The sequence below is a fragment of the Stenotrophomonas sp. 59 genome, assembly GCF_030291095.1.
GTDB lineage: Bacteria > Pseudomonadota > Gammaproteobacteria > Xanthomonadales > Xanthomonadaceae > Stenotrophomonas > Stenotrophomonas maltophilia_Q.
The window spans coordinates 3,562,919-3,578,557 of record NZ_CP127408.1; the positions used below are offsets into that span (position 1 = coordinate 3,562,919).

The following is a 15,639-nucleotide window of genomic DNA, read 5'->3' on the forward strand; positions in this document are numbered from 1 at the left end:
GCTCACGCTGCGCCGCCGCATGGATTGTCGCCCGATCGCCGGGAAACCTGCTGTGCCGGAGCTGGCGCCCCGTTCAATTTGCAAGCGTTCCGATCCCGGCGGGCTATCGGCGACAATGCGCGGATGAACATCCAGCTCAATGGCGAACCCCGCACCCTGCCCGCTTCGGCGACCCTCCACGACCTGCTCGAGGCCGAGCAGTTGCTGCAGCGCCGGGTGGCCGTGGAGGTCAACGGCGAGATCGTCAGCCGCAGCCGCCATGGCGAGCACGTGCTGGCCGACGGTGATGTGGTGGAGATCGTGCACGCGCTGGGCGGGGGCTGAGGTAAAGCCTCCGCGCTCGCCGGGCATGGCCCGGCGCTACCCTGCACCGGCCTCCCGGTAGCGCCGGGCCATGCCCGGCGGCGTCGAAGCAACGACCCCATCTTCAGGCGGATAAGCGATAATCGCGCCATGAACGTTCATGTCTCCCCCGATTCGCTGGTGATCGCCGGCAAGACCTATGGCTCGCGGCTGCTGACCGGCACCGGCAAGTTCAAGGATCTGGAAGAAACCCGCCTGGCCACCGAGGCTGCAGGCGCCCAGATCGTTACCGTGGCGATCCGCCGCACCAACATCGGGCAGAACCCGGGCGAGCCCAACCTGCTCGACGTGCTGCCGCCGGAGCGTTACACCATCCTGCCCAACACCGCCGGCTGCTACACCGCCGAAGACGCGGTGCGCACCTGCCGCCTGGCCCGTGAGCTGCTGGACGGCCACAACCTGACCAAGCTGGAAGTGCTGGGCGACCAGAAGTCGCTGTACCCGGACGTGGTGCAGACCCTCAAGGCCGCCGAACAGCTGGTCAAGGACGGTTTCGAGGTGATGGTCTACACCTCCGATGACCCGATCCTGGCCAAGCGCCTGGAAGAGATCGGCTGCGCCGCGGTGATGCCGCTGGCCGCGCCGATCGGTTCGGGCCTGGGCATCCAGAACAAGTACAACCTGCTGCAGATCATCGAAGACGCCAAGGTGCCGATCATCGTCGACGCCGGCGTGGGCACCGCCTCCGACGCGGCGATTGCGATGGAGCTGGGCTGCGATGGCGTGCTGATGAACACCGCCATTGCTGGTGCACGCCACCCGGTGCTGATGGCCAGTGCCATGCGCAAGGCCGTCGAGGCCGGCCGCGAGGCCTTCCTGGCCGGGCGCATTCCGCGCAAGCGCTATGCCAGCGCGTCCTCGCCGGTGGATGGGTTGATCGGCTGATGACCAATCCTTTCGACAGCGCCGGTTCCAAGGCCCCGCCCAAGCCCTTCACCGTCAGCGAGGGCCGCCGCGAGGTGCGCAGCTTCGTGTTGCGCCAGGGCCGTTTCACTCCCGCCCAGCAGCGCGCGTTCGACGAACGCTGGCCGCGCTTCGGCATCGACTACAACGGCCAGCCGCGTGACCTGGACGCCACCTTCGGCCGCCCGGCGCACAAGGTGCTGGAAATCGGCTTCGGCAACGGTGCCGCGCTGCGCTTCGCCGCCCAGCACGACCCGTCGCGCGATTACATCGGCATCGAGGTGCACGCCCCGGGCGTGGGCCGCCTGCTGAACGCACTGGCCGAGGACAACGCCGACCACGTGCGCCTGTACCATCACGATGCCGTGGAGGTGCTGCAGAACGAGATCGCAGACGGTGCGCTGGATGAAGTGCGCATCTACTTCCCGGACCCGTGGCACAAGAAGCGCCACAACAAGCGCCGCCTGCTGCAGCCGGCGTTCGCCGACCTGCTGGTGCGCAAGCTGCGCCCGGGTGGCCGCCTGCACTGCGCGACCGACTGGGAAGACTACGCCGAGCAGATGTGGGACGTGCTCGATGCCACCGCCGGCCTGGTCAACCGCGCCGGCCCGCGTGGCAGCGTGCCGCGCCCGGACTGGCGCCCGCAGACCCACTTCGAGACCCGCGGCCAGAAGCTCGGCCACGGCGTCTGGGACCTGCTGTACGACCGCACCTGACGATCACCTGAGGACACCGCGCCCCACATGGATACCGCGCTGACGCTGACCAACGACATGAAGCTCGTGCTCGGGCTGGTCGGCTTCACGATGGCGATGTTCCTGTTCGAGCGCATCCGCGCCGACGTGGTAGCGCTGGTGGTGCTGGTGGTGCTCGGCGTCACCGGCCTGATCGCGCCGGAGGAGATCTTCGGCGGTTTCTCCGGTAACGCGGTGATGAGCATCATCGCCACCACCATCCTCGGTGCGGGCCTGGACCGCACCGGGGCACTGAACCGGCTGGCCGCGTGGCTGCTGCGGCGCGGCCATGGCGTGGAGCAGCGGCTGCTGATGATGACCACGGCCATTGCCGGCCTGAACTCCTCTTTCATGCAGAACCCGTCGGTGATGGCGCTGTACCTGCCGGTCGCCTCGCGACTGGCGGCGCGCACGGGCCTGACCCTGCAGCGCCTGCTGCTGCCGATCTCGGCGGCGATCGTGATGGGCGGCGCGCTGACCATGGTCGGCAACTCGCCGCTGATCCTGCTGAACGACCTGCTGGCCTCGGCCAACAACAACCTGCCCTCGGGCCTGGCCACCATCGAGCCGCTGCGCATGTTCGCGCCGCTGCCGATCGGCGTGGCCCTGCTGATCGCCTCGCTGCTGTACTTCCGCTACTACGGCGACCGCAAGCTGGTTGAAGAAGAAAGCCTGGTCAACGACGGCGTCACGCCGGCACGCACCGAGAGCTACTTCGCCAAGACCTACGGCATTGAAGGTGATGTGTTCGAGCTGGTGGTCAGTGCCGAAAGCCCGCTGGTCGGCATGACCCTGGGCGAGGCCGAGAACCTGCACGATGCGCCGCTGCTGCTCGCCCTGAAGACCGGCAACGACACTCGCCTGGCGCCGCCGGCGGAGATGCGCATCTGGGTTGGCAGCGTGCTCGGTGCGATGGGGCCGCGTGACCAGATCAACGACTTCGCGCAGAACCAGTTCCTGCGCATGTCCTCGCGCCTGAAGCACCTGGGCGACCTGTTCAACCCCAGCCGCGCCGGTATTTCCGAGGCGGTGGTGCCGCCGACCTCGAACGTGATCGGCAAGAGCGCGGCCGATCTGCGCCTGCGCAAGGAGCGCGGCATCAGCCTGCTGGCGATCAACCGCGACAAGCAGGTGATCCGCGAGGACGTGCGCGATGTGCAGCTGCGCGCCGGCGACATGCTGGTCTTCCACAGCATCTGGACCGACCTGGCGCAGGCCGCGCGCAGCCGCGACTTCGTGGTGGTGACCGACTATCCCACCGGTGAGCAGCGCCCGCACAAGTTCAAGATCGCGATGGCGATCTTCGCGCTGACCATCCTGATCGCGCTGACCAGCAAGCTGCCGGTGGCGCTGACGCTGATGACCGGCGTGGCCGGCATGCTGCTGACCGGCGTGCTGCGCATGGACGAGGCGTATGCCTCGATCAACTGGAAGACGGTGTTCATGATGGCCGGGCTGATTCCGCTCGGCTGGGCGATGGATTCCAGCGGCGCGGCGGCGTGGGTAGCCGGGCACACGATCGACAAGCTGCCTACCGGCATTCCAGTGTGGGTGCTGGAGGTGGCGCTGGCGCTGTTGACCACGGCGTTTTCGCTGGTGATCAGCCATGTGGGCGCGACCATCGTGATGGTGCCCATTGCGGTGAACCTGGCGCTGGCGGCGGGTGGCAACCCGACCGCGTTCGCGCTGATCGTGGCGCTGTCGGCGTCCAACAACCTGATGACGGCCTCCAATCCGGTGATCTCGATGATCACCGGCCCGGCCAACTACACCCCGCGCGAGATGTGGCGGGTCGGCGGACCGCTGTCGCTGATCTACACCTGCGTGGTGGTGTTGATGATCAACCTGATGTTCTGAGGGTTGGGGTTTGTTGGCAGGGCTGCGCCCTGCACCCGCAGAAGCCGAAGCAACAGCAACAGCAACAGCAACAGCGTGCATTCCGTGGGATGGCGGGGTGGGTCCGGTTGCGGGGGACGCTGCAAGTACGTCCCTGTAAGCTCGGTCGCCGCATCCATGCGGCTCACGCCCCCGCAACCGGACCCACCCCGCCTTCGACAGTTTTCCGCGAGCTGTCGGAACGACGTTCTGCTCTGGTGGGTGTCGACCTTGGTCGACACGGTGGATCCACGCGATGCGTGGATGCATCTCGGGATACCCATTGATCCTGTGGGTGCGAACCTTGGTTCGCACACCGGTTACATCAGGCCAGGTAAACCTGCCCGTCACGCACGTCCACCGGCACCGCGCGCAGGCGGTCGCCCTTGCACGGGCCGGCAATGCAGTCGCCGCTGTCCAGTGCGAACGAGGCGCCATGCGCGGCGCATACCAGGTGGCCCTCGCGGCTCTTCAGGAACTGGCCAGGGGCCCAGTCCAGGCGGCGGCCGGCGTGCGGACAGATGTTCAGGAAGGCACGGACCTGCCCGCCGTCGCGGTACAGCACCAGCGACTCGGCATCGCCATCGACCACCGCTTCGACCTCGGCAAACGCGCCATCGGCAATGGCTTCAAGGGCGATCAGGGCAGCGGCGGTAGTCATGGCGAAGGCTCGGACGGTAAACCGGAATTGTCGCATGCCTGCTCAGGTGACTGGCTGCGACATGAACACAAGTCATTGATCCGTAATAAGCACAGGCTATATTTAACGAGTTTTTCACTCAATGACAGTGGCGCGTCCCGATACTCTGGTTTCGCTGATCCCAGCCTATCGAGCCGCCATGTTCAATCGCGCATCCGCCTTCAACCAGTTCCGCACCCTGTTCGCGCCGCGCAAGCCGCGCCATCCGTTGGTGCGCGTTGCCGTGGGCCTGCTTGGCCTGGCGATCCTGGCCGCGATGGTGTTCATCGGCGTGTTCGTCGGTGCAGCGATGATCCTGGTCGGCCTGGCGTGGAAGCTGCTGGCCTCGCGCAAGCCGGGCACTGCGCGTCCGGTCGACCCGACCGTGGTCGAAGGCGAGTACCGCGTAGTGCGCAAGCCGGTGCTGCCGGCCTCGCGCTGATCTGCATCTTCCGCGCCCGCTGACGGCGGGCGCCATGCGTTCTAGACTGCGGGCACGCCCTTCCTGGATGCCCGCATGTCCGATGTCTCCGATGTGATCCCTGCCGTAGCCCTGCCACGTGTACCGGTGGCGGGCGGCGGCAGTTTCCCCGTGCACCGCATCTACTGCGTCGGCCGCAACTTCGCCGACCATGCCCGCGAAATGGGCGCAGCGGTGCCAGCGGCCGATGACCGTGGCCGCCCGATGTTCTTCAGCAAGCCGGCCGATGCGATCGTGATCGGCCACGACGATGCCATCCCCTATCCGCCGGCAACCGCCAACCTGCACCACGAAGTGGAGCTGGTGGTGGCGATCGGCCGCGATGCACCTGCCGGTGAGCTGGCCGTGGCCGATGCCGAAGCACTGGTCTACGGCTACGCCGTCGGCCTGGACCTGACCCGCCGCGACCTGCAGGCTGCGGCCAAGGACAAGGGCCACCCGTGGGATGCCGCCAAGGGCTTCGATGCCTCCGCGCCGATCAGCGAAATCGTCCACGCCGAGGAAGTCGGCGACCTGGCCGCGCTGAACCTGTCGCTGGAGGTCAACGGTGAAGTGCGCCAGCAGGCGCTGCTCGACCAGATGATCTGGAACGTGCCGGAGATCCTGCATGAGCTGTCCAAGCTGTGGCAGCTGCGCGCCGGCGACCTGGTGTTCATGGGTACCCCGTCCGGCGTGGCAGCACTGAAGCCGGGCGACCGCTTCAGCGCGCGCCTGGAAAACGTGGCCGAGCGCCACGGCGTGATCGCCGGCTGACATCACCTGCGCTACCCTGCGCGCTGTCCACTTCCCCACCGGAGAAAAACAACAATGGGAATGCTCACCGAGTTCAAGGAATTCGCGATGCGCGGCAACGTCATCGACCTCGCCGTCGGCGTGGTGATCGGCGCGGCCTTCGGCAAGATCGTGACGGCGCTGGTGGAGAAGATCATCATGCCGCCGCTGGGCTACCTGATCGGCCGCGTGGACTTCTCCAGCCTGGCCTGGACGTTGTCGCCGGCTCACCTGGGCCCGGATGGCAAGGAGATTCCGGCCGTGGTCGTTGGCTATGGCGACTTCATCAACACCATCATCCAGTTCGTGATCGTGGCCTTCGCCATCTTCATCGTGGTCAAGGCGATCAACCGCCTGTCGCGCAAGCAGGAAGCCGCACCGGCCGCCCCGGCCGAGGAAGTGGTGCTGCTGCGCGAGATCCGCGACAGCCTGAAGAAATAAGGTGGTAGCGCCGGGCCATGCCCGGCGGGACGCCATCTTGCCGCTGCGCTCGCCGGGCATGGCTCGGCGCTACCGCAGAAGCAGGCGAAAGCCCCGCTCCGGCGGGGCTTTCGCTTTGCCGGACATGGCGGAAAACAGCGTTCGCGCCAGCCATGACCTCCCGCCCATGCGCGGGCCTGAACGACTGTTAAGCTCCAAGGCTTGGTCCCTTCCGGAGTTGCCCATGCGTCGCCGCGTCCTTGCCATCGCATCCTCCCTCGCCCTGCTGGCCGCTCCGGCCTTTGCGGCGCCGCACACCACTACCCTGCCGCCGGCATCGCTGGCCACCGCAGCGCAGCTGCGCGACCAGGCACTGGCCGACGACACCGGCTGGAAGGTGGTCGAATCGCTGACCACCGAGATCGGTCCGCGCATTGCCGGCGGCGAAGCCGACGCCCGTGCTGTGGCCTGGGCCGAAGCCAAGTTCAAGGCCCTGGGCTTCGACAACGTGTGGAAGGAACCGGTGACCTTCCCGAAGTGGGAGCGCCGCAGTGAGCACGCCGCCGTGACCGGCAGGAACCCGCAGCCGCTGCAGATCACCGCACTGGGCGGCAGCCCGGGCGGCACCGTGGAAGCAGAGGTGGTGCGCTTCGCCGACCTGGCCGCCCTGCAGGCGGCACCGGCCGGTTCGCTGAAGGGCAAGATCGCCTTCGTCGATTACCAGATGCTGCCGTTCCGCGATGGCCGCGACTACGGCCGTGGCGGCGCGATCCGCAGCAAGGGCCCGTCCGAGGCGATCCGCAAGGGCGCGGTCGGCTTCCTGATGCGCTCGGCCGGTACCGATTCGCACCGCGTGCCACACACCGGCATCACCCGTTTTGACGATGGCCTGACCCCGGTGCCGTCGGCCGCACTGTCGGTGCCCGATGCCGACCAGCTGGCCCGCCTGCTGGCCCGTGGCAGCACCACGGTGAAGGTGGCGCTGGACTGCGGCTGGGATGGCACGGCCACCTCGTACAACGTGATCGGCGAGATCACCGGCCGCAGCCTGCCGAAGGAAGTGGTGGTGATCGGCGGTCACCTGGATTCGTGGGACCTGGGCACCGGCGCTGTCGATGACGGCGCGGGCGTGGGCATCACCATGGCCGCTGGTCACCTGATCGGCCTGCTGAAGCAGGCACCGAAGCGCACCATCCGCGTGATCGCCTTCGCCAACGAAGAACAGGGCCTGTACGGCGGCAAGGCCTACGCCGAAGCACACGCCAAGGACGTGGCCCTGCACCAGCTGGCCGCCGAGAGCGACTTCGGTGCGGGCCGCATCTATGCCTTCAATACCGGTTCGCCGAACCCGGAAGGCTCGCGCGAGGCGACCCGGCAGATTGCCGAGGTGATGAAGCCGCTGGGCATCGAGTACCAGGCCGACAAGGGTGGCCCGGGCCCGGACGTCGGCCCGCTGGCCGCCAAGGGCGGTGCGTGGGCGTGGCTGGCGCAGGATGGCTCGGACTACTTCCACCTGCACCACACCGCCGACGACACGCTGGACAAGATCGACCCGAAGGCGCTGGCGCAGAACGTGGCCGCCTATGCGGTGTTTGCGTATCTGGCCGCGGAAGCCGATGGCAGTTTCGGCAGCGAAGCCAAGGCGACCACGCCGCCGAACGAGTGATGCGGTAGCGCCGGGCCATGCCCGGCGAGCGCAGCGGCAGGAGCGGTGCGAACCAAGGTTCGCACCTACCACGGCGGGTCCTGAATCAGGAACCCGGCAGGGTCAGAGCCCTCGCCTGCGGCGAGGGATCCGACCCCGATCATGCGACCCCGGATATGGGATCAGCCGCGGCGACTGGCCCACTGCGCCAGCAACACGGCCGTGGCCGAGGCCACGTTCAGGCTCTCCACCGCGCCACTGCCGGGGATCGAGACCTGCAGATCGCACTGCCCTGCCAGGTTGCGGTCCATGCCTTCGCCTTCGGCGCCCATCACGTACACCAGCCGCTCCGGCAGGGACGCGCGGAACACGTCATCACCGCCCTCGACCAGGGTTGCGGCCAGGCCGAAACCGGCACTGCGCAGCTGCGCCATCGCCTCTGCGGTCTCCGGCAGCTGCACCAGCGGCACCGACTCTGCGCCGCCTTCGGCCACGCGTGCAGCAGCACCGGACAGCGCCAGCGTGCTGCCGGCCGGCAACAGTAGCGCCTCGACGCCGAAGTGCGCGGCCGAGCGCAGGATCGCGCCGAAGTTGTGCGGATTGCCGACACCATCCAGCCACAACGCCAGCGCCGGGCCCTCGCCCAGCTCCGCCAGCCACTGCGCCAGCGGCACCACCGGCGCGCGCAGCACGTCGGCCACCAGGCCTTCGTGATGGGTGGTGGCGGCCAGCTTGTTGAGGTCGCCCTCTTCCACCACGCGATAGCCCACGCGGTTGGCCACGCACCACTTCAGCACCGGCTGCATGCGCGGAATCAGCGCGTCCACCAGGTACAGCTTGCGCAGCGCCTGCGGGCGCTTGGCGAACAGTGCCTGCACGGCGTTCCAGCCATACAGGCGCAGCTCGTCGTTGCCGCGCCCCGGCGGCGGCGGGGTGCCGCCCTCGCGCGGAGGCAGCGGGGTGGCCCGCGGCGGTCGCGACGACGGGCGGCGGGCATTCTTCCAGGGATCATTCACTACGGGACAACTCCAGCTTGCGTTGACGCCAGAAATCGGCGTTCTTGATGCCCAGGGCATCGGGGTCGAAGGTCGGATCGAGGCCGAGCTTCTTCTGTCGTTCGTAATCACGCAGGGCCAGCATCGCCGGCTTCTGGATGATGAGGATGGCAATGATGTTCAGCCAGGCCATCAGGCCCACGCCGATGTCACCCAGCGCCCAGGCCAGGGTCGCGTTGTGGAACGCACCGAACACCACCATGCCGATGATGCCCAGGCGCAGCAGCAGCACGGTCAGCGGGCGCTTCTTGTTGTGGTTCACATAGCTGAGGTTGGTCTCGGCCATGTAGTAGTACGCCATGATGGTGGTGAAGGCGAAGAAGAAGATGGCGATCGAGACGAACGCCGAGCCCCAGCCCGGCAACACCGCTTCCACGCCGGCCTGCGCGTAGCCCGCACCTTCCGGAATGCCGGCCAGGCCCTGGAAGATCGGCGCGGCGCCGGGCACTGGCGAGTACACGTTGTAGGTGCCGCTGGCCAGGATCAGGAACGCGGTGGCGGTGCACACCATCATGGTGTCGAAGTAGATGGCGAAGGCCTGCACGTAGCCCTGCTTGGCCGGGTGCGAGACCTCCGAGGCGGCCGCCGCGTGCGGGCCCGAACCCTGGCCGGCTTCGTTGGCGTAGATGCCGCGCTTGATGCCCCACTCCACCGCCAGGCCCATCATCGCGCCGAATGCGGCGTGGGTGCCGAAGGCGCTCTTGAAGATGATGCCGAACATTTCCGGCACGCGGTCGTAGTTGATGATCATGATGACGATGGCCATCAGGATGAAACCGGCGGCCATGAACGGCACCACCACTTCAGCGAAGTTGGCGATGCGCTTGACGCCGCCGAAGATCACCACGCCCAGCAGCAGGGCCACGACGATGCCGATGCCCAGCTTCAGCGCCTGCACCGATTCCATGCCGAAGGCCTGGCCATCGAGCGGACCGCACAGGGCAGTGCCGCGGCAGGCGTTGATGATGCTGTCGGCGATGGCATTGGCCTGCACGCCCGGCATCAGGAAGCCGGCAGCGATGATCGTGGCGATGGCGAAGGCCAGTGCGTACCACTTCAGGCCCATCGCCTTTTCGATGTAATAGGCCGGGCCACCACGGTAGCGGCCTTCGGCGTCCTTGGTCTTGTAGATCTGCGCCAGGGTGCATTCCACGTACGAGGTGGACGCGCCGAGGAAGCCCATCACCCACATCCAGAAGATCGCACCGGGGCCGCCGAAGGCGATGGCGGTGGCCACGCCGGCGATGTTGCCGATGCCCATGCGGCCGGCCATCGACATGGCCAGGGCCTGGAACGAGGACACGCCGGCGTCGGACTTCTCACCCTTGACGGTGAGGCGGCACATCTCGACGAAACCCCGGATCTGCATGAAGCGGGTGCGCAGGCTGAAGAACAGGCCGGCGGCCAGGCACATGAAGATCAGTGCCTTGCTCCAGATGATGCTGTTGATGAAATGTACGGTAGCTTCCACGCGCGCTCTCTCCAGTCGGCGGGTTGTAAGGACGTCCCGTCGGCTGGAGGGGACCGGTCGATTCTCCCTGATCGAAGGCCGCTGCGGTAGCGGCAGAAGGAACGGGGGAGGCAGGCGGCCTCGGGAGGGCCGGAACAGCGGCGGTAGAGTCGACTGTCAGTCGACTGCTCTCCGTCAAGCTGCGGAAGAGCCCGCGCTGCGCGCGATAGTCGACTGACAGTCGACTCTACCCCTCCCCCTCCCCGGCTGCTCAGGGCGGCTGGGTGCGCACCCGGGCGAAGCGGCGCAGGTCGTGCAGCACCCCGCGCTTGTAGATCGCGCAGCGGTCCACGCCCTCTTCCTGGAAACCGTTCTTTTCCAGCACCCGTGCCGAGCCGAGGTTGAAGTCGACCACCCCGGCCTGCAGCCTGAACAGGCGCAGCTCGTCCATCACCCAAGGGGCGAACAGGCCGACCACGCGGGTCATCAGGCCCTGGCCCCAGTGGGCCTGGCCCAGCCAGTACCCGAGTTCAGCCATATGACCGCGCTCGGCACTGCCCTGCTGGGCGCCGACGCTGCCGCAGGCGTGGCCATCAATCTCGATGGCCAGATTCAGGGTACCCGGCGTGAGCACGCGGCCGGCGAGGAAGGCTTCGCCATCGGCCCGCGTGTACGGGTACGGGAAGCGGTCGCGCAGGCCGCGCGACACGTCGGGGTCGTTGGCGTGGCGCAGCAGGGATACCAGATCGTCGGGGTGCCAGGGGCGCAGTCGGAAGCCATGGCCGTCGAGGACTGGGGTCAGAGCCCTTTCCCGTTGGGAAAGGGATCCGCCCCCCGGTCCGACCCCGTCGGCGCGGTGGTCAGGCATGCCCGCCCACCGAGGGCGACTCGGCTTCCTGCTTCTCCAGTTCGCGCTTCACTGCTTCCGGCGAACGGGTGTACGGGGCCAGCCGCGCGTAGAACGCCGGCACCACGAACAGCGACAGGAACGTCGAGAGGGTCACGCCGAAGATGATCACGATGCCGATGGTGCCACGGCTGGCCGAGCCGGGGCCACCGGCCACCACCAGCGGGATCGCACCGACCACGGTGGCGATCGAGGTCATCAGGATCGGGCGCAGGCGCACCATCGCCGATTCGATGATCGCCTCGCGCACCGTGCGACCATCGTCGCGCAGCTGGTTGGCGAATTCGACGATGAGGATGCCGTTCTTTGCCGCCAGGCCGACCAGCATGACGATGCCGATCTGGCTGAAAAGATTCACCGTGCCCCCGCTCACCCACAGGCCGACCAGCGCGCCGAGCACGCCCAGCGGCACGGTCAGCATGATGGTGAGCGGGTGGATGAAGCTTTCGAACTGCGCGGCCAGTACCAGGTACACCACCAGCAGGGCCATGGCGAAGGTCAGCAGCACTGCGCCACCGGCACTCTGGTACTCGCGCGATTCGCCCTTCCAGTTCACCTGCGCGTACTGCGGCAGCTCCTCACGGGCCACGTTCTGCGCCCAGGCGATGGCTTCACCCAGCGGATAGCCCGGCGCCAGGCCGGCGGTGATGGTGATCGAGCGCAGGCGGTTGAAGCGGTTCAGGGTGCCTGCCTCGGCCACTTCACTGAGCGTGACCAGGTTGGACAGCGGCACCAGTTCGCCGGAGGTGGCGCGCACGCGGATCGCGGCCAGGTCGGCCGGGCTGGCACGACCATCGCGACCGGCCTGGACCAGCACGTCGTACTCCTCGCCGTTGTCGACGAAGGTGGTGACGCGACGCGAACCCATCATGGTTTCCAGCGCCGAGCCGATCGCGGTGACCGGCACGCCGAGATCCGCCGCACGCTGGCGGTCGATGTTCACCCGCATCTGCGGCCGGGTTTCCTTGTAGTCCGAATCCGGGCCGACCAGGCCGGGATTGTCGGCCATGCGCAGCAGGATGCGGTCGCGCCACTGGGCGATTTCCGCGTACTCCGGCCCGCCCAGCACGATCTGGAAGGGCTGGCCGCCACTGCGCACCAGGCCGCCACCGACCTGGGTACGCACGCGCACGCCGCGCATGGTATCGAGTTCCTTCTGCAGTGCGTTGGCCACATCCGGGGTGGCCTCGCTGCGCTGGCGCCACGGCTGCAGGAAGATGCTGACGCGGCCGGTGTGCATTTCCTCGCTGGCGCCCCAACCGCCGGGCACGCGCGGGTTGGCACGCACGATCGGCTTGTCCGGGCCGACGTGCGGGGCCAGCAGCGCTTCCACCTGCTGTACCTGCTGCACGGTGTAGTCGTAGCCGGCGCCTTCCGGGCCGTCGATCATGATCTGGAACGAACCGCGGTCTTCGGCCGGCGCCAGCTCCGACGGCAGCAGTTTCAGCAGGCCCCAGCTGGCGGCCAGCGCGGCCACCATCACCAGCAGGTAGATCCAGGTGCGGTCGACATGGTGGTCGAGCACACGGCCATAGCCCGAGGCCAGGCGTTCCAGGTTGCGGTTGATGAAGCCATGCAGGCCGCGCGGCGCCTGTCCGGTATGCGGCTTGAGCAGCTTGGAGGCCATCATCGGCGTCAGCGTCAGCGCCACGAACGCGGACAACGCCACCGCTGCCGCCAGCGCCACCGCCAGTTCGCGGAACAGGCGGCCGGTATTGCCTTCCAGGAAACCGACCGGCAGGAACACCGCCACCAGCACGGCGGTGGTGGCGATCACCGCGAAGGCAACCTGCGTGGTACCGCGCTTGGAGGCCACCAGTGGGGGCTCGCCCAGATCGATGCGGCGCTGCACGTTCTCCACCACCACGATCGCATCGTCCACCACCAGGCCGATGCACAGCACCAGCGCAAGCAGGGTCAGCAGGTTGATCGAGAAGTCGAACGCATACAGTGCGATGAACGCAGCCACCAGGCAGACCGGCACGGTCACCGCTGGAATCAGTGCGGCACGGAAGCTGCCCAGGAACAGCCAGATCACCGCCAGCACCAGGATCATCGCCTCCACCAACGTGGCATAGACGCGGTCCACAGCGGCTTCGATGAAGGTGGTGTTGTCGAACGCCACGAAGATCTGCGTGCCCTTGGGCAGCGACAGCGCAACGCGTTCGGCTTCGGCACGCGCGGTGCGCGCCACGTCCAGCGAGTTGGCGGTGGAGGTCTTGACGATGCCCAGGCCGATGCCGGGCTCGCCGTTGCTGCGGTAGTACGCGCGACGCTCGGCCGAGGCCAGTTCGATCTTCGCCACATCGCCCATGCGCACCACATAGCCATCGCGGCCCTTGCCCAGCGGGATGGTCGCGAAGTCTTCCGGCTTGATGTAGTTGCGCTCCACGCGCAGGGTGAAATCGCGGTCGGTCGACTCGATGCGGCCGGCCGGCAGTTCCACGTTCTCGTTGCGCAGTGCGGTTTCCACATCGCCGGTGGTCAGCCCACGCGCGGCCAGCTGGTCACGGTCCAGCCAGATGCGCATCGCATAGCGCTGGCGACCGCCGATGCGGACCTGGGCCACGCCATCGAGGCTGGAGAAACGGTCGACCACATAACGGTCGGCGTAATCGCTCAGCTCCAGCGTGTCCATGGTCGAGGAGACCATGTTGAACCAGATGATCGGGTCGGCATCGCTTTCGACCTTGGCGATTTCCGGCGGCCGCGCTTCTTCCGGCATACGGTCGGCGACGCGGCTGACCGCATCGCGCACGTCGTTGGCCGCCGCTTCGATATCGCGGTTGGAGGTGAACTCGATGCTGACCTGCGAGCGGCCGTTGGTGCTGCGCGCGTTGATCGTATCGATGCCTTCGATGCCGGCCAATGCATCTTCCAGCACCTGGGTGATGCGGCTTTCGATGACCGCCGCCGATGCGCCGGTGTAGTCCACCGACACCGAGACGATCGGCGGATCGATGGCCGGCAGCTCGCGCAGGGTCAGGCGGGTGAAGGACATCACGCCCAGCACCAGCAGCAGCAGGCTCATCACCACGGCGAACACCGGCCGCTGGATGGAGATGTCGGACAGCTTCATCCGCCGTGGCCCTCGGCCGCGACCGGTGCCGGCGCATCAGCCGGCTTCGCACCGCTGGCCGGTGCCGCATCCTTGGCCGCGACTTTCAGGCCCGGGCGCAGCTTGCCGGTGCCATCGACCACGATGCGCTGGCCGGCGTCCAGGCCCTGCTTGATCTCGACCACGCCGGCACGGCGCGCACCGGTCACCACGTCCACGCGCTCGACGCTGTCGTCGTTCCTGATGCGGTACACGAAGGTATCGCGGCCCACCTGCACCACGGCGATTTCCGGCACCACCAGCGCCGGGCGCTCGGGACGGAACAGGCGCACGTCCAGCAGCATGCCCGGGCGCAGCGCGTGGTCGCCGTTGGCGAAGTCGGCACGCACGGTCACCGCGCGGGTGGCCGGATCGATGCGCGCATCGATGGTGCTGACCACGCCTTCGAAGCTGCGGCCCGGCCACGCCACGCTGGTGGCGCTTACCTTGTCACCGACGCCCAGTGCGGCCAGTTCCACTTCCGGCACCTGGAAATCGATGTGCATGTGCTCGATGTCGTCGAGCGTGGCGATCACCGTGGTCGGCGTCAGCAGCGTGCCCGGGCTGACCTGGCGGATGCCAAGCACGCCGGCGAACGGCGCGCGCACGCGACGGTCACCGATGTCCGACTGCATCTGCGTCACGCGCGCTTCGGCGGCATCGCGGATCGACTTCTGCGTATCCAGCGTGGCGCTGGAGACCAGGCGCTGCGTGGCCAGCTCGCGCTGGCGCTTGTACAGCTGGTCGGCCTCGTGGAAAGTGGCCTGTGCCTGCACCAGCGCCGCTTCCTGGGCCTGCCCGCGCAGGGTCACGATCGGAGCACCGGCGGCGATGTGCTGGCCGCTTTCGAAATGCACCTTCTCGACGATCTCGCTGACCTTGGCAGTCACGCTGATCGACTCGCGCGCCTTGGCGGTGCCCAGCGCCTGCAGGGTGTCATTCCACTGCGTGGGCTGTACGACCTGTGCGGTGACCGGCACTGCTTCGCCCTGCCGACGTGCGGCGGCCTCCTGTTTGCCTGCGCACCCGGCCAGCACGGCCAGGCTGAGGCCAAGGGCCAGGGTCGAAGCGATACGAGCCAACATGAACGGTCCTGATTGATCCACGGCCGCCGAGTGTAGGCAAGGGCCCGCAAAAGCGGTATGTGCCAAGCGTTTACCGGCGTGGAACCGAAGCCGTGATAGCGCCTTGAACCCGTTCCGTGCAAGGCTGCCCATGGCGGTGTCGGCGTGTGTCGGGGTGTATCCAGCGACCCATTG

Annotated in this window: 14 protein-coding genes; 8 read left to right on the plus strand and 6 right to left on the minus strand. The window is 67.7% G+C overall.

Going from position 1 to position 15,639, the window contains the following annotated elements:
* Positions 1-123: 123 nt before the first annotated feature.
* The 4 genes from thiS (at position 124) to QP552_RS16475 (ending at position 3,857) form a co-directional block, all read left to right on the plus strand.
* The gene (gene thiS / locus QP552_RS16460; RefSeq protein ID WP_106549558.1) at positions 124-324 is read left to right on the plus strand and encodes a sulfur carrier protein ThiS; all 201 of its coding nucleotides are present in this window, start codon (positions 124-126) and stop codon (positions 322-324) included.
* Between the two features lie 129 nt (positions 325-453).
* On the plus strand, positions 454-1,248 hold the full coding sequence (locus QP552_RS16465) for a thiazole synthase (protein ID WP_005410813.1): 795 nt from the start codon (positions 454-456) through the stop codon (positions 1,246-1,248).
* Entirely contained in the window at positions 1,248-1,982 is a 735-nt protein-coding gene (trmB, locus tag QP552_RS16470) for a tRNA (guanosine(46)-N7)-methyltransferase TrmB (protein WP_049429900.1), read from the plus strand. The genes QP552_RS16465 and trmB overlap by 1 nt, the downstream gene beginning before the upstream one ends.
* A 27-nt stretch (positions 1,983-2,009) precedes the next feature.
* The gene (locus tag QP552_RS16475) at positions 2,010-3,857 is read left to right on the plus strand and encodes an SLC13 family permease (RefSeq protein WP_106549557.1); all 1,848 of its coding nucleotides are present in this window, start codon (positions 2,010-2,012) and stop codon (positions 3,855-3,857) included.
* Between the two features lie 343 nt (positions 3,858-4,200).
* On the opposite strand, the gene QP552_RS16480 is transcribed toward QP552_RS16475, so the two are convergent.
* Positions 4,201-4,536, minus strand: coding sequence for a Rieske (2Fe-2S) protein (locus QP552_RS16480; RefSeq protein WP_099553760.1), 336 nt, complete (start codon positions 4,534-4,536; stop codon positions 4,201-4,203).
* Between the two features lie 178 nt (positions 4,537-4,714).
* On the opposite strand from QP552_RS16480, the gene QP552_RS16485 reads away from it, so the two are divergent.
* The 4 genes from QP552_RS16485 (at position 4,715) to QP552_RS16500 (ending at position 7,892) form a co-directional block, all read left to right on the plus strand.
* On the plus strand, positions 4,715-4,996 hold the full coding sequence (locus QP552_RS16485) for a hypothetical protein (protein ID WP_049466016.1): 282 nt from the start codon (positions 4,715-4,717) through the stop codon (positions 4,994-4,996).
* A gap of 75 nt (positions 4,997-5,071) precedes the next feature.
* Positions 5,072-5,788 carry a fumarylacetoacetate hydrolase family protein gene (locus QP552_RS16490; RefSeq protein ID WP_286074078.1) on the plus strand — a complete coding sequence of 239 codons (717 nt, stop codon included), beginning with the start codon at positions 5,072-5,074 and terminating at the stop codon, positions 5,786-5,788.
* A 54-nt stretch (positions 5,789-5,842) separates the two neighbouring features.
* A complete protein-coding gene (gene mscL / locus QP552_RS16495) occupies positions 5,843-6,247 on the plus strand; it encodes a large-conductance mechanosensitive channel protein MscL (RefSeq protein WP_014038282.1) in 405 nt (134 codons plus the stop codon).
* Between the two features lie 223 nt (positions 6,248-6,470).
* Positions 6,471-7,892, plus strand: a complete 1,422-nt coding sequence (locus tag QP552_RS16500; RefSeq protein WP_286074079.1) for a M28 family peptidase — start codon at positions 6,471-6,473, stop codon at positions 7,890-7,892.
* A gap of 161 nt (positions 7,893-8,053) precedes the next feature.
* Here the strand turns inward: QP552_RS16500 and QP552_RS16505 are convergent, their stop codons facing one another.
* The 5 genes from QP552_RS16505 to QP552_RS16525 form a co-directional block, all read right to left on the minus strand.
* Positions 8,054-8,887 (minus strand): TrmH family RNA methyltransferase, encoded by an 834-nt coding sequence (locus tag QP552_RS16505; RefSeq protein ID WP_286074080.1) that lies wholly within the window; start codon positions 8,885-8,887, stop codon positions 8,054-8,056.
* Positions 8,880-10,397: an alanine/glycine:cation symporter family protein gene (locus QP552_RS16510; protein ID WP_106551214.1), complete on the minus strand. Its 1,518-nt coding sequence runs from the start codon at positions 10,395-10,397 to the stop codon at positions 8,880-8,882. The genes QP552_RS16505 and QP552_RS16510 overlap by 8 nt, the downstream gene beginning before the upstream one ends.
* 250 nt (positions 10,398-10,647) lie before the next feature.
* Positions 10,648-11,244 (minus strand): GNAT family protein, encoded by a 597-nt coding sequence (locus QP552_RS16515; protein WP_286074081.1) that lies wholly within the window; start codon positions 11,242-11,244, stop codon positions 10,648-10,650.
* Entirely contained in the window at positions 11,237-14,362 is a 3,126-nt protein-coding gene (locus QP552_RS16520) for an efflux RND transporter permease subunit (RefSeq protein WP_106551212.1), read from the minus strand. The genes QP552_RS16515 and QP552_RS16520 overlap by 8 nt, the downstream gene beginning before the upstream one ends.
* Positions 14,359-15,465 (minus strand): efflux RND transporter periplasmic adaptor subunit, encoded by a 1,107-nt coding sequence (locus QP552_RS16525; protein WP_286074082.1) that lies wholly within the window; start codon positions 15,463-15,465, stop codon positions 14,359-14,361. Before QP552_RS16525 ends, QP552_RS16520 begins: the two co-directional genes overlap by 4 nt.
* Positions 15,466-15,639 lie beyond the last annotated feature (174 nt).

Coding starts and splice junctions, on each gene's coding strand:
- QP552_RS16465 (WP_005410813.1), top strand. CDS start 454: ATGAACGTTCATGTCTCCCCCGATTCGCTGGTGATCGCCGGCAAGACC.
- QP552_RS16520 (WP_106551212.1), bottom strand. CDS start 14,362: ATGAAGCTGTCCGACATCTCCATCCAGCGGCCGGTGTTCGCCGTGGTG.
- QP552_RS16500 (WP_286074079.1), top strand. CDS start 6,471: ATGCGTCGCCGCGTCCTTGCCATCGCATCCTCCCTCGCCCTGCTGGCC.
- QP552_RS16515 (WP_286074081.1), bottom strand. CDS start 11,244: ATGCCTGACCACCGCGCCGACGGGGTCGGACCGGGGGGCGGATCCCTT.
- QP552_RS16525 (WP_286074082.1), bottom strand. CDS start 15,465: ATGTTGGCTCGTATCGCTTCGACCCTGGCCCTTGGCCTCAGCCTGGCC.
- QP552_RS16485 (WP_049466016.1), top strand. CDS start 4,715: ATGTTCAATCGCGCATCCGCCTTCAACCAGTTCCGCACCCTGTTCGCG.
- QP552_RS16475 (WP_106549557.1), top strand. CDS start 2,010: ATGGATACCGCGCTGACGCTGACCAACGACATGAAGCTCGTGCTCGGG.
- trmB (WP_049429900.1), top strand. CDS start 1,248: ATGACCAATCCTTTCGACAGCGCCGGTTCCAAGGCCCCGCCCAAGCCC.
- QP552_RS16480 (WP_099553760.1), bottom strand. CDS start 4,536: ATGACTACCGCCGCTGCCCTGATCGCCCTTGAAGCCATTGCCGATGGC.
- QP552_RS16490 (WP_286074078.1), top strand. CDS start 5,072: ATGTCCGATGTCTCCGATGTGATCCCTGCCGTAGCCCTGCCACGTGTA.
- mscL (WP_014038282.1), top strand. CDS start 5,843: ATGGGAATGCTCACCGAGTTCAAGGAATTCGCGATGCGCGGCAACGTC.
- thiS (WP_106549558.1), top strand. CDS start 124: ATGAACATCCAGCTCAATGGCGAACCCCGCACCCTGCCCGCTTCGGCG.